The organism is Ekhidna lutea (assembly GCF_900188325.1).
GTDB classification, from domain to species: Bacteria; Bacteroidota; Bacteroidia; order Cytophagales; family Cyclobacteriaceae; genus Ekhidna; species Ekhidna lutea.
On record NZ_FZPD01000005.1, the window covers coordinates 28426 to 51786 of the forward strand.

Annotated in this window: 23 protein-coding genes; 11 read left to right on the forward strand and 12 right to left on the reverse strand. The window is 40.8% G+C overall.

Features of this window, described 5'->3' with window-relative positions; genetic code table 11:
- Positions 1-61 precede the first annotated feature (61 nt).
- The 6 genes from CHB71_RS14135 to ftsZ all read left to right on the forward strand — a co-directional run bounded on the left by CHB71_RS14135 (position 62) and on the right by ftsZ (position 7527).
- On the forward strand, positions 62-1213 hold the full coding sequence (locus CHB71_RS14135; RefSeq protein WP_089357595.1) for an FtsW/RodA/SpoVE family cell cycle protein: 1152 nt from the start codon (positions 62-64) through the stop codon (positions 1211-1213).
- A gap of 26 nt (positions 1214-1239) precedes the next feature.
- Positions 1240-2319 carry an undecaprenyldiphospho-muramoylpentapeptide beta-N-acetylglucosaminyltransferase gene (gene murG / locus CHB71_RS14140; RefSeq protein WP_089357596.1) on the forward strand — a complete coding sequence of 360 codons (1080 nt, stop codon included), beginning with the start codon at positions 1240-1242 and terminating at the stop codon, positions 2317-2319.
- 124 nt (positions 2320-2443) lie between these two features.
- On the forward strand, positions 2444-3838 hold the full coding sequence (gene murC / locus CHB71_RS14145) for a UDP-N-acetylmuramate--L-alanine ligase (protein WP_089357597.1): 1395 nt from the start codon (positions 2444-2446) through the stop codon (positions 3836-3838).
- Complete coding sequence (locus CHB71_RS14150) at positions 3831-4589, forward strand: cell division protein FtsQ/DivIB (RefSeq protein WP_089357598.1); 759 nt, start codon at positions 3831-3833, stop codon at positions 4587-4589. The genes murC and CHB71_RS14150 overlap by 8 nt, the downstream gene beginning before the upstream one ends.
- Before the next feature lie 21 nt (positions 4590-4610).
- The gene (gene ftsA / locus CHB71_RS14155) at positions 4611-5906 is read left to right on the forward strand and encodes a cell division protein FtsA (RefSeq protein WP_089357599.1); all 1296 of its coding nucleotides are present in this window, start codon (positions 4611-4613) and stop codon (positions 5904-5906) included.
- Positions 5907-5967: 61 nt separating this feature from the next.
- Positions 5968-7527, forward strand: coding sequence for a cell division protein FtsZ (ftsZ, locus tag CHB71_RS14160; RefSeq protein ID WP_089357600.1), 1560 nt, complete (start codon positions 5968-5970; stop codon positions 7525-7527).
- Between the two features lie 213 nt (positions 7528-7740).
- Here ftsZ and CHB71_RS14165 read toward each other — a convergent pair whose 3' ends face one another.
- Together CHB71_RS14165 and pyrE are read right to left on the reverse strand one after the other, a co-directional pair.
- Positions 7741-8514, reverse strand: a complete 774-nt coding sequence (locus tag CHB71_RS14165) for an FkbM family methyltransferase (RefSeq protein WP_089357601.1) — start codon at positions 8512-8514, stop codon at positions 7741-7743.
- Positions 8515-8611: 97 nt separating this feature from the next.
- Complete coding sequence (pyrE, locus tag CHB71_RS14170) at positions 8612-9259, reverse strand: orotate phosphoribosyltransferase (RefSeq protein ID WP_317043985.1); 648 nt, start codon at positions 9257-9259, stop codon at positions 8612-8614.
- Positions 9260-9356: 97 nt separating this feature from the next.
- On the opposite strand from pyrE, the gene CHB71_RS14175 reads away from it, so the two are divergent.
- Positions 9357-10031 carry an NUDIX hydrolase gene (locus tag CHB71_RS14175; protein ID WP_089357602.1) on the forward strand — a complete coding sequence of 225 codons (675 nt, stop codon included), beginning with the start codon at positions 9357-9359 and terminating at the stop codon, positions 10029-10031.
- 40 nt (positions 10032-10071) lie between these two features.
- On the opposite strand, the gene coaD is transcribed toward CHB71_RS14175, so the two are convergent.
- The 4 genes from coaD to CHB71_RS14195 all read right to left on the reverse strand — a co-directional run bounded on the left by coaD (position 10072) and on the right by CHB71_RS14195 (position 12643).
- Entirely contained in the window at positions 10072-10524 is a 453-nt protein-coding gene (gene coaD, locus CHB71_RS14180; RefSeq protein ID WP_089357603.1) for a pantetheine-phosphate adenylyltransferase, read from the reverse strand.
- A 63-nt stretch (positions 10525-10587) separates the two neighbouring features.
- The gene (locus CHB71_RS14185) at positions 10588-11478 is read right to left on the reverse strand and encodes a DUF3822 family protein (protein WP_144017436.1); all 891 of its coding nucleotides are present in this window, start codon (positions 11476-11478) and stop codon (positions 10588-10590) included.
- Positions 11479-11484: 6 nt separating this feature from the next.
- A complete protein-coding gene (locus CHB71_RS14190; RefSeq protein WP_089357605.1) occupies positions 11485-12078 on the reverse strand; it encodes a hypothetical protein in 594 nt (197 codons plus the stop codon).
- Positions 12079-12151: 73 nt separating this feature from the next.
- Complete coding sequence (locus CHB71_RS14195; protein ID WP_089357606.1) at positions 12152-12643, reverse strand: NUDIX domain-containing protein; 492 nt, start codon at positions 12641-12643, stop codon at positions 12152-12154.
- Between the two features lie 60 nt (positions 12644-12703).
- Between CHB71_RS14195 and CHB71_RS14200 the strand changes: the two genes are divergently transcribed.
- Positions 12704-13102 (forward strand): DUF1573 domain-containing protein, encoded by a 399-nt coding sequence (locus CHB71_RS14200; protein WP_089357607.1) that lies wholly within the window; start codon positions 12704-12706, stop codon positions 13100-13102.
- Between the two features lies 1 nt (position 13103).
- Here CHB71_RS14200 and CHB71_RS14205 read toward each other — a convergent pair whose 3' ends face one another.
- The gene (locus CHB71_RS14205) at positions 13104-13811 is read right to left on the reverse strand and encodes a YggS family pyridoxal phosphate-dependent enzyme (RefSeq protein ID WP_262485930.1); all 708 of its coding nucleotides are present in this window, start codon (positions 13809-13811) and stop codon (positions 13104-13106) included.
- A 21-nt stretch (positions 13812-13832) separates the two neighbouring features.
- Between CHB71_RS14205 and CHB71_RS14210 the strand changes: the two genes are divergently transcribed.
- Positions 13833-15386 carry a GH3 family domain-containing protein gene (locus tag CHB71_RS14210; protein ID WP_089357608.1) on the forward strand — a complete coding sequence of 518 codons (1554 nt, stop codon included), beginning with the start codon at positions 13833-13835 and terminating at the stop codon, positions 15384-15386.
- A 1-nt stretch (position 15387) separates the two neighbouring features.
- Positions 15388-16008, forward strand: coding sequence for a LysE family translocator (locus CHB71_RS14215; RefSeq protein ID WP_089357609.1), 621 nt, complete (start codon positions 15388-15390; stop codon positions 16006-16008).
- A gap of 65 nt (positions 16009-16073) precedes the next feature.
- Here CHB71_RS14215 and CHB71_RS14220 read toward each other — a convergent pair whose 3' ends face one another.
- The gene (locus CHB71_RS14220; RefSeq protein ID WP_089357610.1) at positions 16074-16811 is read right to left on the reverse strand and encodes a lysophospholipid acyltransferase family protein; all 738 of its coding nucleotides are present in this window, start codon (positions 16809-16811) and stop codon (positions 16074-16076) included.
- Positions 16812-17122: 311 nt separating this feature from the next.
- Here CHB71_RS14220 and CHB71_RS14225 point away from each other — a divergent pair, with 311 nt between their 5' ends.
- Positions 17123-18286 (forward strand): thioredoxin family protein, encoded by a 1164-nt coding sequence (locus CHB71_RS14225; protein ID WP_179213430.1) that lies wholly within the window; start codon positions 17123-17125, stop codon positions 18284-18286.
- A 5-nt stretch (positions 18287-18291) separates the two neighbouring features.
- Here CHB71_RS14225 and CHB71_RS14230 read toward each other — a convergent pair whose 3' ends face one another.
- From CHB71_RS14230 to CHB71_RS14245, 4 genes are all read right to left on the reverse strand, one after another.
- Positions 18292-18690 (reverse strand): hypothetical protein, encoded by a 399-nt coding sequence (locus tag CHB71_RS14230; protein ID WP_089357612.1) that lies wholly within the window; start codon positions 18688-18690, stop codon positions 18292-18294.
- 327 nt (positions 18691-19017) lie between these two features.
- On the reverse strand, positions 19018-19563 hold the full coding sequence (locus CHB71_RS14235) for an REP-associated tyrosine transposase (protein ID WP_089357613.1): 546 nt from the start codon (positions 19561-19563) through the stop codon (positions 19018-19020).
- A gap of 56 nt (positions 19564-19619) precedes the next feature.
- Positions 19620-20678, reverse strand: coding sequence for a competence protein CoiA family protein (locus tag CHB71_RS14240; RefSeq protein ID WP_089357614.1), 1059 nt, complete (start codon positions 20676-20678; stop codon positions 19620-19622).
- A gap of 285 nt (positions 20679-20963) precedes the next feature.
- On the reverse strand, positions 20964-23360 hold the full coding sequence (locus CHB71_RS14245) for an ABC transporter permease (protein WP_089357615.1): 2397 nt from the start codon (positions 23358-23360) through the stop codon (positions 20964-20966).
- Between the last annotated feature and the right edge of the window lies 1 nt (position 23361).

A 23361-nucleotide genomic window follows, 5' to 3' on the forward strand; every position in this document is an offset into this window, starting at 1 on the left:
AAGGGGGGTGCGAAGGTGTGTGCGATAGCAGGGGGATGTTTTATCCAAAACAATTTGTACTATGAACGAAGTGAAAAATTGGGCATATCGAAATCTGAAAGGAGACCCGGTGATCTGGTTCATCGTGCTGATCCTTTCACTATTCAGCATTTTGGTGGTGTACAGCGCCACAGGCAGTCTGGCCTACAAAATGATGGATGGTAACACCGAGTATTATCTCATTAAGCACTCGGTTCTCGTGATAGTGAGTTTAGGAGCAATCTGGCTTGCACACCGAATCGATTACCGATACTACTCAAAAATTTCACGCCTTGTACTTTGGCTATGTGTGCCGTTGCTATTGTTTACCTGGATGTTTGGTACCAATATCAATGAGGCATCACGTTGGTTAACAATTCCTGTGATCAATCAGGCATTTCAGCCTTCGGATTTGGCTAAACTGGCCTTGCTGGTAACATTAGCCAGTATGCTTTCCAAACGTCAGCAATCCATTGATGATTTTCAAAAAGCAATTGTTCCGATGTTGTTTTGGATCGGTCTGATATGTGGCCTAATCGCATTGACCAATTTTTCGTCAGCAATCCTTTTATTTCTGACTTGCATGCTGGTACTTTTCATTGGCCGGGTTCCAATGAAATACCTCGGCATGCTTGTCGTGATTTGTGCCTCCTTTGGTTCTGTGGCCTTCATGGTGGGGCAAAGAGGCGGAACGGCCATTTCCAGAGTGGAGGACTATATCAACAATGATACCCCGTACCAGGCCAAGCAAGCATACATCGCAATTGCCTCTGGTGGAGTGATTGGCAAGGGTCCGGGACAAAGTGATCAAAGAAATTTTTTACCTCATCCATATTCAGATTTCATCTACGCAATCATTTTGGAAGAATACGGAATGATTGGGGGTGTGCTTATCCTGTTTTTGTATCTCGCACTTCTTTATCGAGGAATGAAAGCCGCTGAGCAAAATGATCGGGCATATGGAGGTTTACTTTCAGCTGGATTGAGTTTTGCTCTTGTGGTACAGGCATTGGTGAATATGGGAGTAGCTGTAGGGCTCGGGCCGGTGACCGGACTGACACTTCCTTTCATCAGTATGGGAGGTACATCACAGCTTTTTGCCGGGGTGGCATTGGGAATTATTCTGAGTGTGAGCAGAGGTGAGATTGATAATTTTGGTGGAGCAATAGGGAATCAATATAAAGAAGCAGCGTAATCGAAAAGGAACGAACATATCGCATCATGATTAGCGGTGGCGGCACGGGCGGTCACATCTATCCGGCTATTTCCATTGCGCAGGCCTTGAAAGATATGCTTCAATCCGTTGAAATTCTTTTTGTAGGAGCAAAAGGAAAAATGGAAATGAAGAAAGTCCCGGAGGCTGGTTTTGAGATTGAAGGCTTGTGGATTAGTGGGATCCAGCGTAAGCTATCGACCGATAACCTGATGTTCCCATTCAAACTGTTATCAAGTATTCGACAGGCTTCAAAGCTTATTAAGAAATTTAAGCCGGATGCGGTTGTTGGTGTTGGGGGATACGCTAGTGGCCCTTTGCTTTATGTGGCTGGTAGAAAAGGAATCCCCACACTTATTCAGGAACAAAACTCCTATGCCGGATTGACCAATAAATGGCTTTCAAAATCAGCTAACACGATCTGTGTAGCGCATGAAGGCATGGAGAAATACTTCCCAGCTAACAAAATAGTAGTTACGGGGAATCCTGTAAGAAAAACGATCAAGCTAAATCCTAACCGTAAAGCTGAAGCATTCAAACATTTTGAACTCGATGAGAAGCAAGCCACCCTTTTAGTTATTGGTGGAAGTTTAGGCGCACGTACATTGAATGAAAGCGTACTATCCGGCTTAGAGAAGCTGGAAAAAGAAGGCGTTCAATTAATCTGGCAATGTGGTGGATTTTATAAGGATGAGATGGAGAAACGAGCAGAAGGCAAAGGAGGTAAAGTGGTTTTGAAGGACTTCATCCTTCAAATGGACTTTGCATATGCATGTGCGGATGTTGTGATTTCAAGAGCAGGAGCGCTTTCCATTGCTGAATTAATGCTCACAGCAAAACCATCCATCTTAGTTCCTTCTCCTAATGTGGCTGAAGATCACCAGACGATTAATGCCTTGGCCTTAGTCGACAATGACGCTGCTGAGATGGTAAAGGATAGTGAGGCAATGGATAAGCTGATCGATGAAGCGATGACTTTGCTGAAAAATAAAGAGCGACAGGAAAAACTGTCTGAGAATATTGGAGCCATGGCACATGAAAATGCCGCCATTGATATCGCAAACGAAGTAATGAAACTGGTAGAATGATAAAAATGGAAAGAAATATCGTTCCTCATATTGCCAAATTTCATTCGGTAGCTATTCCCCCTTTGAAGGGGGGTGAGGAGGCTATGCGTCTAGGTAGGGGGATGTTTAAAACCAATCATCAATCATGAAACTAGCCGAAGTAAATAGCGTCTATTTCATCGGTATCGGAGGTATCGGCATGAGTGCATTGGCTCGATGGTTTCATGCGAAGCAGATTCCGGTTGCCGGGTACGACAAAACTGAATCCGATCTGACGAAGAAGTTGGTCGAAGAAGGGATCGACGTGCATTATGAAGATCAGCTCGATTTGATCGATGACAAGTTTTTAGCAAAAGAGGGTACACTGGTTGTCTATACGCCAGCTATTCCCGCTGAGCATATAGAACTAAACTATTTCCGTGACAATGGCTTTACCGTAATGAAGCGATCAGAGGTTCTTGGTATGATCACTGAAAATCACTTCACCATCGCTGTGGCCGGAACGCACGGAAAAACCACAACAACTTCAATGATCGCACATTTGTTGAGCCATTCCAGAAAAGGATGTTCAGCATTTGTAGGAGGCATCATGGCCAACACAGGCACCAATCTGATTATTGGTGATGAGAATGCTCCGGTTGTCGTGGAAGCCGATGAATACGATCGTTCCTTCATGCGACTCAACCCAAACTATACGATTATTACCTCGCTCGACCCGGATCATTTGGATATCTACGGTGATGAGACTGCCATGCTGGATACCTATGAGGAATTCGTGAAGAAAACCCCAAAGGAAGGTAAAGTACTCATGCATTCAGACGCTGGTTTTAAAATCAACCCGGGCAACAAATACATCTCTTATGCGATCCGAAATGGAGATGCCGTGGCAGATGCCTTGAGAATTGTAAATGGTGCGTTTGTCTTTACCTATCGGTATGGTATGGAGAAAATCTCTGATGTTCATCTGGAATTTCCTGGGTATCATAATGTCGAAAATGCCCTGGCTGCAATCACAGTCGCTGTAGATATGGGAATGGATGGACGCGAGATCAGGAAGCTAATGAGGTCATACAAAGGTGTGAAGCGCCGCTTCGAATATGTCTTCAGAAGTCCACACGCCACACTAATTGATGATTATGCACATCATCCGGAAGAAATTAATGCGTTCCTGAAGTCAGTAAGATCACTGGCCGGTAAGCGTAAGATCACGGTTATTTTCCAGCCGCATCTCTATTCGCGTACAAATGACTTCAAGAAAGGTTTTGCAGAAGCATTAGATAAAGCTGATGAGATTATTTTGTTGGATATCTATCCTGCAAGAGAGGAGCCAATTGAGGGGGTATCATCAAAATCTATTTTTGATTTGATGGAGAATGAGAAGAAAGTGATGGTTGCTAAAGAATACTTGCTGGATGAATTAGAAAATCACAACCTGGATATTGTAGTGACCATTGGCGCAGGCGATATTGATCGGGAGGTTCCAAAGATTGCTGAGTACATGAAAAATAAGTTCAACCCTAAATCAACTGAAGATGAGTAAGGAAGAAAAGAAAAATATCCTGATCTACTCTTTCAGCGGATTATTGTTGATTACGCTGATCACTTTTGCGGGTATTAAAAACAATGGGAGGGAGGTCGAAGAAGTGAAAGTAGAAATCCTTGATCAGGAGGGAAATTTCTTCACCGATCACCTGGAAGTGGTAGACCTTATGACCGATAAAAGCACCGATTATGTCATCGGTGTGGAAATGGGAGACCTGGATCCGAAGGTGCTGGAAGAGCGAGTGGAAGCAAATCCATTTGTAAAAGATGCGCAGGTATACCGCGATCTGAAAGGCAACTTGAAAGTGAAAGTAGAGCAGAGCAAACCCATTGCACGGTTATTTATTGACGGTCAAAAAGACCGCTACATAGATTCAGATGGAAGGGTATTGCCAGTCAATGCGAAGCATACGGCCAGAGTCCCATTGATGGAGACTGAGTTTGAGTTTATGTGGGAGAAGAATTTAAAGGAAAGCAAGTATGGAAAGCAGGTTTTTGACCTGCTGACCTTTATTGAGAAAGACGAATTCTGGAGAGCTCAGATTGCACATATCTTCATTCGGAAGGATGGAGAGATAGACATGTATCCACAGGTAACGAAGCAGGTTATTGAGTTTGGGAGACCTGAGGATTTGGAAGGAAAGTTTTCAAAACTGATGACTTTCTACAAAGAGATTTTACCTAAGAAAGGTTGGAATACCTATGACCGGGTAAATCTGAAATTTGAGAATCAAATTATTTGCGAATAATCACCGAGAAATAAAGAAATTATGGAGGATAAAATCATCGTTGGACTAGACATTGGCACTACAAAGATTTGTGCCATTGTAGGTAAGAAAAATGAATACGGAAAGCTCGAGATACTCGGCATGGGCAAGGCAGTATCTGATGGTGTGATCCGTGGAATCGTCACCAATATCGACAAGACTGTTCGTGCCATTGAAAAGGCCATTGCGGAAGCAAGTGAACAGTCAGGAATCGATATCGGGGTGGTGAATGTCGGCATTGCCGGGCAACACATCAAAAGTGCTGTTCATCATGGTGGCATTACCCGTGAAAATAAAGATGGTGAGATCACCATTGAGGATTTAGCTCGACTCAACAGCGACATGCATCGCATTGTCACTCCTCCGGGTAGCGAAATCATTCACGTGATGCCGCAAGACTATATCGTAGATTATGAAGACGGCATCATGGATCCGGTAGGGATGACAGGAGTGAAGCTGGAGGCTGACTTCCACATCATCACTGCACAGACCAACGCGATCAACAACATAAACAAGTGTGTGAAAAAAGCTGGGCTCCAGATTGAGAATCTCATTTTGGAACCACTCGCGTCCAGCTTATCTGTTCTTTCTGACGAAGAGAAAGAAGCAGGTGTTTGCCTGGTGGATATTGGAGGCGGCACCACAGATGTGGCGGTATTCTATGAGAACATCATCCGACACACGGCAGTCATTCCATTTGGTGGCAACATCATCACCTCTGATATTAAGCAGGGTTGTATGGTGATGGAACATCAGGCTGAGTTGCTGAAAACAAAGTTTGGCAAGGCTATCTCTGAAGAAGCAAGTCCGAACGAGATCGTTTCCATTCCTGGTTTAAGAAACCGTCCTCCTAAGGAGATTTCGATCAAAAACCTTGCGCACATTATCGAAGCAAGAATGGAAGAAATCATTGAGTTGGTGCACACTGAGATCATCAGCTCAGGTTTCAATAAGAAGCTTGCGGCAGGTATTGTGGTGACCGGTGGTGGATCAATGCTTACTAATTTGAGTCAACTGTTTGAATACATGACCGGACTGGATACACGCATTGGCTATCCGAACGAGCATCTGGGTAGAAGCAAGGTAGATGCAGCAAAGAGCCCAATGTTTGCGACCACTGTCGGACTGGTACTTTCAGGCTTTAAAGCGCTGGACATCCGTCAGGCAAGGTATTCGGAAGCTCCTTCATACAAGGGAGATGGAAAGAAAAAATTAAAGCAGGGCAATAAGTTCTTTTCCAACATTTTGGAGAAAACGAAGGGCCTTCTGATCGATGATTTTGATGATAAGATTAATTAACAGTCAACAGCCATTCAGTCGACTGTCGACTAAGTAACTGTGGACTTTAAATAATACAATTATGGCAGAAAATATGTATCAATTCGACTTACCGTCACATCATAAATCCATCATTAAGGTGGTGGGTGTTGGTGGCGGAGGCAGCAACGCTGTTAATCACATGTACAGCCTGGGGATCCGGGATGTAGAGTTCGTGGTTTGTAACACAGATCACCAGGCGCTCGAAAGTAGCGCAGTACCAAACAGGCTTCAGATTGGAACCAATCTGACAAGCGGTTTGGGTGCAGGAGCAAATCCTGAACGAGGCAAAAATGCCGCTATCGAAAGTAAAGAAGAGATTCGTGACCTACTCTCGCAAGACACGAAAATGGTCTTTATTACGGCAGGAATGGGTGGTGGTACCGGTACAGGTGCTGCTCCGGTCATCGCTCAGGTAGCGAGTGAGTTGGACATTCTCACTGTTGGGATTGTGACCGCTCCGTTTGCTTTTGAAGGAAAGAAAAAAATGAAAGCCGCTGAAGACGGTATCAAAGAACTGAAGAAGTATTGTGATACCGTTTTGGTCATCATGAATGATAAGCTTCGGGAGATTTATGGAAACCTTTCCATCAGCGAAGCATTTGGTCAGGCTGACAATGTATTGACAACCGCAGCAAAAGGAATCGCCGAGATCATTACCGTTCCTGGTTATGTGAACGTCGATTTTGAAGATGTGAAGACCGTAATGAAAGGAGCCGGACCTGCAGTAATGGGTTCAGCGAAAACCATAGGAGACAATAGAGCAAGAAGAGCCGCAGAAGAGGCGCTTAACTCGCCGCTATTGAATCAGCAGGATATCTATGGCGCTGAGAAGATCTTACTTTCCATTATCTCTGGTGACGAAGCAGAACTTCAAATGGATGAGTTGACCGATATCACGGATTACATCCAGGAATATGCAGGAGATAATGCAGAGGTGATCTTCGGTCACGGTGTGGATAGTTCTTTAGGCGAGAATATCAGTGTAACTGTTATTGCAACAGGTTTTGGCAAAGTAGATGAAGATGGAGAGTACATCTCCAAAGAAGAGGAAGCGAAGCGATTTGATCTGTTATCTCAAAAAGAGATTGATGAGTCAAAGAAAAAAGGAAATACTTCTGATTTCATGTTTGAATTGGAAGATGATACGGACAAAGATGGTGTTGAGGATTGGGACTATGAATTCAGTTCGCTGAAGGATGAGATCAAGCGAGAAGTTGAAGAGGAAGATCAGCGCAGCAAGCGACCTGCTAAGCAATCTTCTTTCGAGTTTGACTTCACCAATGGTTTTGACAATGATGAGGACGAAGAAGTGAATGAAGATGAGGTGAATATCTCCGATGCTTTTGAAGCTTCTCCAAGTTCAAAGCAAGTGCGATTAGCTCAGGAGCGAGCGGAGCGTGAGGCGATGTTCAACGACAAGAAGTTTGACATGCCAACGGAGGAGTTCAAAGAGCGACTGGATGTTCCTGCCTACGAGCGTAAGAAGATCAAGCTTCAGAACGTACCTCACTCAGCAGAGCGAAACATCTCTAAGTTCAACCTGAACGAGGAAAATCAAATTTTAGGGAACAATAAATTCTTGCACGATAACGTGGACTAGGCTATCGCCTAGTGGAATATAACAATGTCTGAGCTTTAACCCGAGTGTCATCCTGAGCTTGTCGAAGGATAGACAGTTGAACGACTCAGACTGACTTTAAAGACATGGTTAACAGTAGGTGTTAGTCATATTCTGCCAAGAATGAGCCCCGGCCAAGGTCGGGGCTTGATTGTTTTCTGCCATGATAAATGATTTTTATCATTTGTAAAGCAGTTAGTAAAGTGATTGATAAAATTTTAATTTTCTATCACCTCTTGCAGCAATTATAAATCCGAATCTTTTCTTATTGAATACCCATTTTCTTTTAGCGATTAAGTGAATGACAAATCCACTCCAGAATGATTTATTCAATCTGATAAGTTTCGAAGTAAAACCTTTATTAGCCAAAAATTCAGATATAACAATGTGATCCCTTCTACCATTTATTTCACCCATTTTACTTGTTCTACCTGAAGCTATAGTTAGGTTGAGATTCTCACATTTTTCAAAAATGGTTTCCATTCCCAAAAGTGTTTCATACTCAGCTCCATTATTTGTTATGCAGATATGTTTAATTAGTGAGTAATCTATATTCAAGGCTTCAACCATATTATCCAAGGTATCCATCTCAACTTCAATAGAATCATTTGTATAGCTTGGTGAGCTATCACTTTGAACAATATCCAACTTGTTGTATGATGATCGTGTACCTAAAATGAGCTTGTTACTTGTTTTTTTAGAATAGGTCGCTTTCTGAATCAATGTAAAATTTAATTTTTTACGCTCCATGACCTCCTTAAGCCGCTCATGATTTGCAGGGTCAGGGTCAATCGCTATGACCATTCCAGTAGGGGATACTCTACTGCTCATTCTAAATAGATCTGAAGTAAGGTTTTTCTGCGAAAGATCAAATCCAACCTGAATGCCAATTTCCCCGGACTTCAAATTAGGAAACCTTAAAATGCCTTCAATTTTATTTAAACTTCTAGTTAGAATATTTTCATTCATTCAGTTATAAGCTAAGAATAATTAACTATTACAACATTTTTCTTGATTTGCTGCGCAAATCAATATTCGAGTTAAAAGATTGATTCATCAGTCATAATCATTTCCAATTCCCCGGGTTTTCCCTCCATTCTTTTAGTGTTTTAAGCACCTCATTTTCAAACATGCGCTCATCTTGTGCATGATCTAACAGGTGATGATAGTCACTAAGCACTATCAGATCTACACCTTTTTCTTTGAAGTTGTCTTCCGATATCTTAAATCCATAGGTAAAAATGGCAATCATACCCACAACTTCAGCGCCTGCTTCTTTAAGCGCATCAGCAGCGGCCAGAGAACTACCTCCAGTAGAGACAAGGTCTTCCACCAAAAGAACTCGTTGACCATTTTCTATTTTCCCTTCAATCATATTTTGCAATCCATGTCCTTTAGACTTGGAGCGAACGTAAATAAATGGGAGCCCAAGCTCCTCAGCTACAAGAGCACCTTGAGGAATACCGGCTGTAGCCACTCCGGCTATCACATCTATACCATCGAAGGTATTTGATATGGCTAATGCCAATGCTGTTTTGATCTTTGATCGTACATCCGGGTAGGATAAGCTCAAACGATTGTCACAATAAATTGGAGATTTCCAACCGGAAGCCCAAGTAAAGGGTTTATCTGGACTGAGTTTAATAGCTCCAATTTTCAATAGATCTGCAGCGATTTCTGCTGCAAGCTTAGGGTTGTAAATTTTAATGCTCATGCGGGTGCAAAAATAAAACTCCATAATTACCGATCCATAATCTGTAATGTTTGTTTGGTTTTTATTTTATCATTTAATTGCCGGTTGATTTTGCAGAATGAAAATTTTCATCAACGACATTCCCGTTTACATTCTCTCAGAGAAAAAAATAAACATGAAGCGAGCTTACGGACTAGTGGTGCGCGAGTTTGAAGATATCGTCCCGGAAGTGCTGGTTGATGATGTGCTCATCATGAATGCTTCTTTTGATCAGATTGATGGCTTACTAAAATTGATGACGGATAAAAAAGTGAAAAAAGTTCACTCGATATTCATCTCTTCCAGGAAGAAGCGTGATTTGATTGACTATATCAAAAGCAAATTCAAGGTGATTGAAGCGGGAGGAGGAATAGTAGAGAAGGAAGGAAAGCTATTGATGATCTACCGCCGTAAGGTATGGGATATACCTAAAGGGAAGCTTGATAATGGGGAATCTATTGAAGAATGCGCCATACGAGAAGTGGAGGAAGAGACAGGGGTAAAAGCAAAAATTGATCATAAAATTGATGCGGTGTGGCATACTTATGTGACCAAGAAGAAGTATGTTCTTAAAAAAACACACTGGTTTGCAATGCAATGTGTTGATGATTCGCAAATGGCACCACAAAAAGATGAAGGTATCAAAAAAGTTGAATGGATGGATTTGGATCAGGTCAGAAAGGCACTACATGACTCTTACAGATCTATCCGATATGTGATGCAGGAGTACACTAAGATGATCCCGGAAGCTTAGTCAAATACAGAACTCCTTTCTTTAATTTGCCTACAAAGATCTATACTTCATAAGGTAAAAATGGATTTACATCACCGCCATATCTGTGAACTTCTCTGATGATGCTTGAGCTTATTGGGGCTAGTTCGGGTGAAGTAATTAAAAAGATCGTCTCCAGGTCTTCATTTAAATAGCGATTGATCTGGGATATACTATTCTCATACTCAAAGTCAGTGGTATTTCTTAAACCACGTACCATGAATTGAGCATCGTATTTTTTAGCCAGTGAAGCAGTTAGTTCATCATAGACTTCAATATCTACTCGACTTTCATTTGCAAAAGCTTCATTGATTTTATCCACCATCCATTCCAGTTCAAAGTAGCGTTTATTCTTTTTGGTGTTGTGTCCGATGGCAATAATGACTCGATCAAAAAGATCCAGACTTCTCATTACAATATCAAAATGTCCTTTAGTAAAGGGATCAAAAGATCCGGGAAAAATGGCAGTTTTCATACTTTCAAAGTCTGTAAAATGGTCAGTTTGATAGCGCTTTAATTATTGATAGAGCCTCCAGGCTTATACACAAAGATACCCACTCAGCACATCAAAGTACTGGTGATCCTCAACTTCATCGTACAGATAGCTAAATCTAAGGAAAGACGGCTTGGAGCCAAAAGAGATGTTTCGGATGTAACGCTTAAGTAGCGACATCTCTTCCGAGCTTGGTTTAATGAATCCCCACAAGAATACATGACTTTCCTTGCCACTCATACCAAGCTCATTAAACACGAGCATGATGTATTTTAGGTAGTCTTCTTTCTTACGAGCTGCAAACTGGTTGTAGTAAAGTAGCTTTTTGCCCTCTGTTGCCACAATATGGAGAATTCCCCTGTCTACATAGCAGTACATGCTTTTTTCTTCTATGTGGTCTGCATGTTTGAGAAACCCTTCAATTAGTGCACTTCCCTGATGAATAACATGTACTTTTTTCTTTTTGTAGATCGATTCAATCCATCTGCAAAGTTTAGTTTCAGCGGCAAAGACATTAACTGAGTCTACAGCTATTTGCTTGTAATAGTTTACTTCCTCAAAAGCTGTTTTGATCTCACTGTTGATTGCCAGGTAATCGGCAGCAGATTCCTGCACGAACATACTTGCAGGCACGAGTGAAAATTTGTGAGATTTGAGACACAGCTTGACATCTTTCCAAAAGCCTGCGGTCAGGTACTCATGGTTATCAAGTATTTCTTTAATCAGCCTAAGGCGACCGTTTACGGTCTTTATACCCTCTAACCGATAGTCTTCAAGACCCATGACCACATTATCCTGTGAGTCTACAACGGCAAATTGCAGGTCGTAGATGCCAACCTGCATGATAAGCGAGTAATGGTCAAGTTCATCAATTGTAAACTTGGTATCCTTTACTCGCTTAATCAGCTTATATGTCGATGTGTCTTGTGCAATCAAAATATATTATTCCCAGTTACCCGCAGTTGTTACACTGGTTCGTGAGCCAAATCTAAGAGGTTTTTTGGTGTTGTATTCACTATCCTCGTCTCTGCTTGGGTCAACAGGTCTTGGGTTCTTCACTTCTATAGCGTTAACAAAAAGACCAGCTTTAGAAATCTTGTCAGCCCACACATCAAACTTAACCGGCGGCTCAGTGCCAGGAACGTAAGGAAGGGTTGCCAGATTAAATCTTGGCCATTTACTTGCTTTAAATAGTGAATCCATTACAGGAACAGTCCCCAACGTGTCAATATCTACAACTACACTGTCTTTTCCATAAGGTAGTGTGATAATGGTTTCGCTTTTTTCGGTCAGATAAAATTTACCTGTATCAACAAACGCTAATAGTTTGTCCCAATCGCTTGTATATTGCCCATTTACAGACATATAAGCGATCTCAGCTTCACGGATCATCTTCAGTTGCTCAATGATTCGAGCTTCTGCTCGCTCAATTCGCTTAGCTTCATCTATGGATGATTTGATACTGTATACTAAAAATACGGCCAATGACACCCATACCACGAGCATGACCACAGAAACAATTTTCGTTTTACTCATTGCTAAATTTCTTTTTCGCTAGGTTTTTGCAATTATAAATATTTAATGGTGATTCTTGAAGCACCGAATACTATTAATGCTTAAAAGTAATCAAACCCCTAAGATCGGTAATTTTATCTCTTGCACCAGCGGCAAGAAATGCATTATGAATGGTGAGTTCAGGTAAGTTATTCAATTCTTCCGGTGAGAAAAACCTAATTTCAGAAAGAATCTGCTCATCGTCAGCCAATTCAGGGTCTTTCCCTAGCTGCAAATTCCCCGAAATACGCTCTACCGTAAAAAATAACTCTATTGCATGATGCTTTTCGCTGATAAATTCATTGGTAAATAGATAATCACCCACAGCTACTTCTAAGTTGGTTTCTTCTAAAAACTCTTGTTTTAGCGTTTCTTCAACACTAGCGCCAAATGATACTCCGCCACCAGGTGGAGACCATAAATAACCTGCTGGACCGATTTGGTCATGTTTTAGAAGGAGGATTTCCTCATTTTCTTTCAAAAGGCCGCAGACTCTAACACGCACCTTGTTTTCAAATGGGTTGTTGGTATGATTTTGGTCTAACATATCAAAAAGATGTTCGTTAACTTTGAAGCAGACTTTAATATTAAATAAACACTTATACACATGAAGTATCTAGCGACACTACTGTTGATAGGATTTGCATTTGCTGCAACAGCACAGGAAGAAGAGCCTATGACAGGCCCTAAGATTTCATTCACAGAAAAATCTTTTGATTTTGGAGAAATCACTCAAGGAGAGAAAGTAGAGCATGTTTTTGAATTTGAAAACATCGGTACGGAACCACTTGTTCTTTCAGATGTACGTACCACATGTGGGTGCACGGCACCAGAATGGCCAAGAGAGCCAATCGCTCCTGGTTCAAAAGCAAAACTGAAAGTGGTTTTTAACAGCGCAGGAAAAATGGGCATGCAGAATAAAGTGATCACTGTAATGTCAAATGCGGTGAATAACCCTGAGCGAGTAAAAATCGTAACGAATGTGATGCCTCCGGATAATAAGTAGATTAATAATTTCTGGCGCCAAAAATGGCGCTACCGATTCTGACCATATTACTTCCTTCTTCGAGGGCAATTTTATAATCGCCGCTCATACCCATGGAGAGGGTGTTCATCTGAACATTGGTATGGTCAGAATTTTTTGTTTCTTCATAAATTGACTTTAGCAACCTGAATTCTCTTCGAATTTGATTTGTGTCTTCAGTAAAGGTTGCCATACCCATTAAGCCTTTGATGCAAACATGAGCTAGGTCTTTCAAGTCCTTTCCGGATAATATTTCTTCAAGCTCAATTTTGTCAAAACCAAACTTCGTATCCTCTTCGGCAATATGAACTTGTAAGAGACAATCAATAACCCTGTCCGATTTTCTTCCTTGTTTATTAATTTCTTTCAGAAGTTTGAAAGAATCCACTCCGTGAATAAGGTGAACAAATGGGGCAATGTATTTTACTTTATTTCGCTGTAAGTGGCCTATCATGTGCCATTTGATGTCTTTAGGGAGTTCTTCAGCTTTTCGTGTGAGCTCCTGCACCTTATTTTCTCCAAAATCTCTATGTCCTGTATTATATGCTGATAAAATATCTTCGACCGGCTTAGTCTTACTTACCGCAACTAAAGTGCACAATTCAGGAAGGCTTTCTTTTAAATCTTTAAGTTGGCTTGATATTTCGCTCATTATTGTCTCTTTTACATCCCTTAAATTTGAAAACTCAATAATAAGTTTCAATCGGATTGAATGGCAATTTTAGGGACATTACTCAAGAAGGGTATCATGTTGAGAGAAAGTTTGGAGCAACTTTACACTTCTCCGGCTGATTTGCAGAAACAAGAGCTTAGAAACTTGCTGATCCATTGCCAGGAAACCAAGTTTGGGCATGCACATTCTTTCAACCAAATACTTACATCTTTTAAGGGACCGAAAGACGAATACTACGATTCTTTCAAGTCAAGCATACCTATCTATGATTATGATAAAATCTTTGAAGAATGGTGGCATAAGGCTAAAGATGGGCAAAGAGATGTTTGCTGGCCAGGTAAAATCAAATACTTTGCATTGAGTTCCGGCACATCAGGTGCCTCATCCAAATACATTCCTATCACACGTGAAATGGTGAAATCTATTCGCAAAACATCAATGCGACAGATTCTGACCATGAGTAAATACGACCTACCTGCATCACTTTTTTCCAAGGGAATTTTGATGTTGGGAGGAAGTACAGACCTGAAAAAGAGCGGGCATTATTTTGAAGGTGACCTCTCGGGAATCACTGCCGCGCAAATTCCGTTTTGGTTTCAACACTTTTACAAGCCCGGAAAGAAAATTGCCAAAACAAAAAATTGGAATGAGAAGCTGGACGAGATTGTAAAGAAGGCACCAGAATGGGATATTGGTATTATTGTAGGAGTGCCGGCCTGGTTGCAGATGTTGATTGAGAAGGTGATTGAAAAGTATAAGGTGGAAACCATTCATGACATTTGGCCTAACCTTCAGATTTTCGTTCACGGAGGTGTTTCTTTTGAGCCTTATAAACGTGGTTTTGAAAAATTATTGAGTCGTCCCTTATACTACATGGAGACCTATCTGGCCTCTGAAGGATTTATTGCTTTCCAGGCTTACCCTAACCGTAAGTCTATGAGGCTGGTACTCAATAATGGGATCTTTTACGAGTTTGTGCCTTTTACTGAGACCAACTTTGACGAGGATGGGAAGTTGAAAAAAGGGGTTGAAACACTAAAGATAGATCAGGTTAAAGAAGATAAAGAATATGCTCTGCTGATTTCAACCAATGCAGGTGCCTGGCGTTACATGATAGGCGATGTGGTCAAATTCACATCCATTGAGGAAAATGAAATAGTGATAACAGGCCGAACTAAATTATTCATGAGTTTATGTGGTGAGCACCTCAGCCTTGATAACATGAATAAAGCCATAGAGCTGGTAGAAGATGAGTTGAAGATAGACATTCGTGAGTTTACCCTGCTGGGCGAGCGATCTGGAAGTATGTTTGCACATCATTGGTACATCGGAACGGATGATACAGTGAACGAAAATGAACTAAGAGATCGAATTGATTTCCATTTAATGAATCTAAACGACGACTATAAAGTAGAGCGAGGCTCAGCGCTGAAAGAATTGAGGGTTAGCGTATTACCTTCAAGTGTTTTTTATCAATGGATGGAAGCACAGGGAAAAGTGGGAAGCCAAAATAAATTTCCTCGTGTGCTTAAAAAAGAAAAGGCACAACTTTGGACTAATTTCCTAACTGAACAAAACATCCAAACCAGCTAGAATGCCTCCAATTATAAACGGACTCATTTTTGGCCTCATTTTTCTATTTGCTCTGGGGCCGGCATTTTTTGCACTCATTCAAACCAGCATACAGCAAGGGTTCAAAAAAGCCATATTCATGGCTATTGGTATTTCAACCAGTGATGTTTTCTATGTTGTTTTGGTTTTGTTGGGTATGGCTAAAGCGCTGGAAACGGATGACTTTAAGATTTGGATGGGAATTTTCGGGGTTGTGATGTTGGGGGCATATGCCGTCTATTCCTGGTTTAAAGTGCCTAAAGTGCACAACGATGACACGATGATGAAAGAGTCCAGTCTTGCACGCCAATTCGCAAAAGGATTATTTCTCAACGGCCTAAATCCTTTTATAATCGTATCATGGGCAACATGGGTCAGTGCAATCGCAATCAACTTTGAGTATAGTTTCAATGAACAGCTTCAATTTTTTGGAGGAATGCTTATAACCATTCTTACAATGGACATCACAAAAGCTTTCATTGCTCATCGACTAAAGCATTTGGTTACGGTCAAGTTTGTTAGACGAATGAACCGTACAGTCGCAATTATCCTGATTCTTTTCACTTTTCAAATACTCTACTTCCTGATCACTAACTATGCCTAAGTGAAGTTTTCTTACATTTCAGCTCTTTTAAAGCCAGTAAATCAGAAAAATAATTTATCTCGTTATTACGAAGCTGTGGTTGAATGATCTTCTCCAATAGCAACACCAATCTTTTTCACCAACTCTTCTACCGAATCATTTTCGTAATCAATATCTAATGGGTCACCGAATTTTATGGAAAGGGTTACTCCTTTCTTAATCCGCTTGATTCCGGTTTTGTCAAACGCTTCTCTAAAGCCATCCACACGCACAGGAATTACAACCGGTTTATGTTGCTTGATAATATGAGCTGTTCCTTTACGCACAGGCGCACCTTTCCGCGTGGTTCCTTGTGGAAACGTTACTACCCAACCATCTTTAATTGCCATCCCGATTGATTTGGTATCATCAGGATTTACTTCTCTTTTGATCATCTCATCTCCCTTTCGCCATGTTCTATCTACAGTGACTGCACCAGCTAATGCAAGTATTTTAGCTAAAAAGCCTTTTTCCATTGTTTCTCGTGCAGCTACATAGTAAACGTTAACCTTTGGGTTTTTCAGGTAGCTCCAGTCCTCGATGGAATCAACTTGGCCATTGAGAGCGGCAAACATGGCATGGAACATTGCAATTACATCAGTAAAAATGGTCTGATGATTAGCAACAAATAGTACATTCATGTCAGGAATCTCAGTCAAAATCTTACTCCCGGAAACCACAACTTTATTGGGTCTGAGTAGATACCATCGGACTAGCCTTCCTACTGTCTGAAAAATTTTCTTTTTGAACCAAATCGACTGACCGAAAACATTCTTCTTAGCCATGAAATTCTTTTTTATTCACTCGAAATTAAAGAACATGGGTGGAAGATTTCAGGAATAAAAAAGAACCCCAACAAATCGTCGGGGCTCACATAGTAGAGTAAGTTAGCGATTGGGCGCTATGGTCCAATTACATTTTGAGTTTTTGACCTCTCGACAAAGTAGATACTATTCTCATGCCATGAATATTAAGTGTCAGTAAATCAGTGAATTATGATAAAATTAGTTTTGTCATAATGTTCGGTTACGAACATAAATTGATAGAATACGAACATACTGTTGTGCAAATGAGCGTTTTTAGGGAAATTTCCAGCATGAAGAAACTGATGCTGATATTTCTGATCATCCCACTCGGTTTGAGTGCCCAAATAAAGTTTGAAAATTCATGGGATGAGGCCGTCTCTAAGTCGAGAATGACAGGAAAGCTCATATTCATGGATGCCTATGCGGAGTGGTGTGAGCCATGTAAGGAAATGGAGGAATATACCTTCACAGATCTTGAAGTAGCTAATTACTACAATATGAATTTCATCAATCTTCACCTCGATATGGAAGACTATCCCGGTGTTGAGCTTGCAGAGGAATATGCTGTCGGAGTGTTCCCATCATTTCTTTTCATTAACGGAAATGGAGAAGTTGTACACAGAGGATGTGGAGCAATGGATGCCGGCCAGTTTCTAATGTTAGGAGAAGAAGCCCTGACGGATAGTGTCACACTCCTGGCGATGGAAAAGCGATATGACGATGGCGATCGAACCGCTGATTTTATGCTGGATTATTTGGAAATGCTGGAAGATGCCTGTCTGGATGCTGAGCGATTTGCTGCAGGATATTTAAAAGGTGTGGTGTTGAGTGATTTGACTAAAGAAACACCCTGGGAGGTATTTGCTGCGTACCAGTGGGATATATATAGCAGAGAGTTTCAATATGTGCTGAAAAACAAAGCTCTATTTGATGAGGAAGTAGGAGCGCGAATGGTGAACGCAAAACTTTACGATACGTATTTGTCCCAATACCAGGAAGTATATGAAGCAGAAGAACTACACGATTATGGGATGCGGGCACTTCTTCACTCGATTAAAGAAGTAACGTTTACAGGTTCAGATACGCTCAAAGTAATGATGAACTTGCATTATGCAGAGTTTACTGAAAATTGGCCTGAATATGCGGAATACGCCGTTGAACTGGTAGGAATGACCGGAGTGGAAGACCCGGAAGAGTTGAATGAGCTTGCCTGGAAGTTTTATCTTTTTGTTGACAATAAAAACCAACTGGAAATAGCTTCCTCCTGGGCGCAAGAGGCAGTTACGAAAATGCCTGAACCTTCGATCATAGATACGTATGCTTCGCTGCAGTTTAAGCTTGGAAATAAAAAGAAGGCTATAGATCTGGAAAAAAGAGCTTTGGAGCTTGCACGTGAACTATATGATGACACTTCTCACTTTGAGTATCAATTGAGAAAGTTTGAAGGAAAATGAAATGATTATCGCTTTGTCAATTCAATCGTCGGTCCGGACCCCATTATCCTTAAAGTATAATCCAGTTTATTAGACATTTTCCTTTCAAAATAGAACCTGATTCGTATCTGATCCTCAATTATTGTCGAAAACTGGTACAAATCTGCTGTTTTAAAGTCTTCGTGTGCATCCGGGTAGGCTTTTGAGAAGTTTATAACTGTATCTTCCATTGCAAGCCTAATGTTGTCTATCTCGAATCTAAAATTGGTTGTATTAGAATCATCTATCCAATTCCCAATCAGCCAGGAGGGAGGACTGAAAACACTTTCTGGTTCAGGAAGTGATTGTGCACCATTCAAATCAAGATTATCCTCGCATGAAAATGAAATCACGGTAACTAATGCAATAAGTTGAATCGTTTTCATAATACCTTCCTTTAAGAAACGTATTTTATATACGATAATAACTCTTATGGCTATTGGAAAGTTTGAATAATTGTCACTCTCATATTAATTAGATGCTGATTTGAAACAGTGAGAATGAAAAGAGTCCACAAAATGTGGACTCTAAATTAACTTTTCGGAGTTTTAGCTATTCATCCCTCAGCGAATTTACTGGGTTGGATAGCGCAGCGCGGATAGACTTGTAACTTACTGCTATCATCGCCACAAGAAGGGCCCCTATACCGGCAAAAAGATAGATCGCCAGGTTATCCTTCTGCTGGTGCGAGCTTGTAGCTCGTACCTCTTACATCAAACAAAATCAATCTCAAGCATTCCTTTGCCTCCTGCATAGTCAATAGCACTGCTATACTTCCAATGCTCTGGTTCTGATACAAAACCTGCTTCCACGGGATTTTTATGAATGTAGTCTACTTTCTGATCAATTACTTCTGGACTCCAAAGTTCAATCGGTTTATTATGCTGCTGCCAAAATTGTCTATTTGAAACATTACTATTTGATTTGCCCGCCCGCTCCATCATCCATAATACCCATTCCTTTCTGCTTTCCTTATTATTTTCTTGTACTTGTTTCTGTAACTTTTTAGAAGTGTATGTTTTAAAATCTCTTAGTATGTCCCCTGGATTTTCATCTTTAGCTCGAAAAATTAAATGAATATGACTAGTCATAATGCAGTAAGCATAAATTTCCATTCCTTTCTCTTTTCTACAATAATTCAGGCTCTCTATGACAGTATTGAAATACTCATCTCTAACAAATACATCTATCCAATTAACTGTAGCAAAACTGATGAAATAGAGTCCTTCTTTATTGTAGAATTTATATTTCCTGCTCACAAAGCAAAAATATATAATGGACACGAGCTACAAGCTCGCCAGCAATGGGATTGTTCTTAGTTATCAAGATTATTTTCCCATTCTTCATCCAATCCTTGGCCGTAGAAGCGTTCATTCATAAGATCATATAGACACTTTGTATATCCATAATACCAGTCTGGGGAACCTTTAAATGCAGTTTTCTTCCAGAGTTGAGCGTTAAACCGACATCTGTTAGTACAGAAATGACTGCTATTGTTAGAAGATATTGGACAATCGATAACCTTCCCATCTTGAAGTTTCTTGAAAATTGAGTAGTTGTGTTTGTTTTCTAAATCTCGAATTTGAAAATCCGTTTTATTTCTAATCCAATCACGTCCTTTGTTCATATACCTCTCAAAGTGTTTCTTTTTTTTCCTTTTGTGATCAATGATTTTGAATTCTTTATCTCGTCTTTCTTTTTCTTGCTCAATCTCTTTGTTAACCACCTTTTCAATGTCGGTGATTCTTAGATTTGCCTGTTCGTTATTTATCCATTCCGTGATAGGATCATTAAGCAACAATTCTTTGAGTGATTCTTTAGTTATTGAGCGATCAGTATTTTTTAGGTAGATCTCGATTGCGTCGATTTCATTTTGTTTTAGAAAATCAATTTTTGCTTGCTCAACTTCATGTGTTACATAGATTTCAATATGAACTTGTCTGTCATCACAAATCAAAATCAAATCAGGTCTAAAGCGACCAACTTGCTGTTCAATAAGACATTTTTTAATTCTAATCTTCTGAGGTTTTACAATCTCGTCAAATCGGTCGATAATTGGCCCCCAGCCTCTATACTTCTCGTCTTTTTCATAGAATCTATGATAAATAGGAGGGAGGACATAATGATCTAGTTCGGAAAATACCTCCTTAGCTAACAAGTGTACAGAGGTTTCAACCGCATGTTCACATTCTAGAGATTTATAGTGCTGGAAGTGGGCTCTTACTTTGTTTTTTGGATTGTTCTTGGCGATTAATTGGGCATTGCAGGCTGGACAAGTACAGTTACAAGCTAAGCCATTCGGAACATCCAGAATGTTAACAAGTTTCTGTTGTCCGTCAATAAGTTGGTATGCGTTCTCAAGTTTAACACCCATGTTCCAGTTAAAATTGAGAAATAATTTCTGGAAATCTACAAATGATCCCTAACAATAACATAAACGCCATGTGGCGTTTATTTACCTTTCAAATATAGCGGATGTGCCCGCTATAAGACATAACTGAGCATTATTACGTGTCAATTCGATTCGTTCTTAGGGCAATTAAGCGTATTAATAAACGTATATAAACGTTTTTAAATGTATAATAATACGGTTAATCAAAACCAATAAACATCAAAGCCCTCCAGAGGAGGACTTTGATGAAACTCTTTTTAATTGTAATTATTCATCCCTCAGCGAATTTACCGGGTTGGATAGCGCAGCGCGGATAGATTTGTAACTTACTGCTATCATCGCCACAAGAAGGGCCCCTATACCGGCAAAAAGGTAGATTGCCAGGTTATCAATACCCCATAAATCGATGCGGTACTGGAAATCACTGATCCATCCTTTCAGGAAGTAGAAAGCTATTGGCCAAGCGATGACATTAGCCAGAATTATCAGGATAACAAATTCTTTCATTAGTAGCTGCACAATCTGCCGTACGGTAGATCCCAATACCTTCCGTACGCCTATTTCTTTTTTGCGTTGCTCCACCATAAAAAAGGAAAGCCCAAATAAGCCAAGAGCTGAGAGCACAATGGAAAGCAAAGTGAATGTATTCACCAGTCGGGCAAACAATTCATCAGAAGCGAAGATCTGATTGAACTCCTGATCAAAGAATTGGTAATCAAATGGATAATTGGGAAAGGTTGCATTCCATTCCGCTTCCAGGAAATCCAAGGTCTCACGTACGTTCGTAGGGCTGACCTTAAGAACGAGATTATTGTTAGGACCGGGGTTGTAATAGATCATCAACGGCTCAATCTTATGCCGCATGCTGGAAAAATGAAAATCCTTAATCACGCCAACCACTTTTCGCGTGGTGTTATTTCCGAAAACCAGATTTTTACCTACAGCTTCATCCCAGCCCAGTGATTCCATCATGGCTTCATTGATAATAATCGACTCTTGCTGATCCGCGCCGAAGCTTGGGTCATAATTCCGACCGGCAGCCAGCTCCATACCCATCGCATCCAGGTAGTTTTCATCCATCGACATGACACTTACAATCCATGGCTCATCCTCATTGCCACCCTCTACATTCACACCCCCTCGTCCAAAGGTGTTTCCCGGCATGTTGTTGGAATAGCCGGTACTGATAACATTGGAATAGTTGTCCAGACTTTCTTTAAAGTTTTCCATCCCACTGGCAAGCCCGGGATTTCCAACATTTATGTTGATCACCTGATCCTTTTCAAATCCGAGGTGTTTGTTCTTGATGTAATCAATTTGTTTAGAGACAATCAATGTGGTGCATATCATGCCTATCGCAGCAACAAACTGCAGAACTACCAGCGTTTTTCTGAGCCATATTCCTTTTGAGCTGGTCTGGAATTTACCTCTCAGGATATTAACCGATTTGATGCTGGAAAGTATGAATGATGGGTAAATACCTGCCAGCGTGCCAATGAGAATACCAAGAAGGAGGAATGCCGGAAGTAGGATTGGTGAGTTCCCCATCAGGGTAAGTAAATCGAAGTTTAAGTTCAGGCTGTTGCTGTTGGTGAGCATGGAAACCAGAAATAGAGAAATAACCATTGCCATGGTTGCAAGCAGAATAGATTCAATCATATGCTGACCGATCAGCAATGCTTTTGAGCTACCTACTACTTTCCGTATCCCAACTTCCTTGGCGCGGGTAGTTGATTGAGCAGTGGTCAGGTTTACAAAGTTGAAAGCTGCAATGAGTAAAATGAAGATTGCTACTCCTGATAGTGCATATACATACACCTGATCGCCTTTGTTTTGATGGTAATAATCAAACAGAAGGCCTGCAGAGCCAAGATGTATTTCCTCAAGTGGTTGCAATTGCGGAACCCAGAAATCATTGACATCATTGGCAAGCGCAATATCTGCCATCTTCTTTTCCACTTCCAGTTCATCTGCTCCTTCCGATAGTACGGCATACCCCAGCATCCCAAGACCACCCCAGCCATTAATGTATTGGGCCAGGGAAGAATCGGATTGAGCAGGGTAGAGGGACATTAATGCGTCAAATCCCAGATGCGAATTCTGGGTGATATTGTCCATAAGTCCTACCACTTCCCATGATTGATCATTGATGGTTAAAATCTGTCCAACTGACCCTTCATCACCAAATACCTTTTCAGCGTAGGCTTCCGTCAAGATAAGCTTATGGGGCTGGTTGAATTTTCCCAATGTTTCCTCTCTTTCGCGGACCGGCAAGTCAAAAATCTCGAAGAAATCATTTTCAACGTAAAGTGCATGTTCGGAGTAATACCCGACATCTCCTTTTTCCATCCGTTGTTCACCTGCGTAGATCATCCGTGAAGCGATCTCAACTTCTGGAATTTCCTCTTCTGCGGCTTGCGGCATTCGGGGATTGGTAATGGCTACCTCATTGCTGGAAACCCCAATGGCTTCATCAATGGTTGTGAAACGATAGATTCTTGCTGATTTCTCATGCCATCGATCGTATGAAATTTCATTGTATACAAATGAGGCTAACACTACGAAAGTGGAGAAGCCCAATATCAACCCAATGGCATTGATTGAGGTGGATAGTTTGTTTTTCTTAAAGCTCCGGAGAGCTACGAGCATAAATGTCTTTAGCATA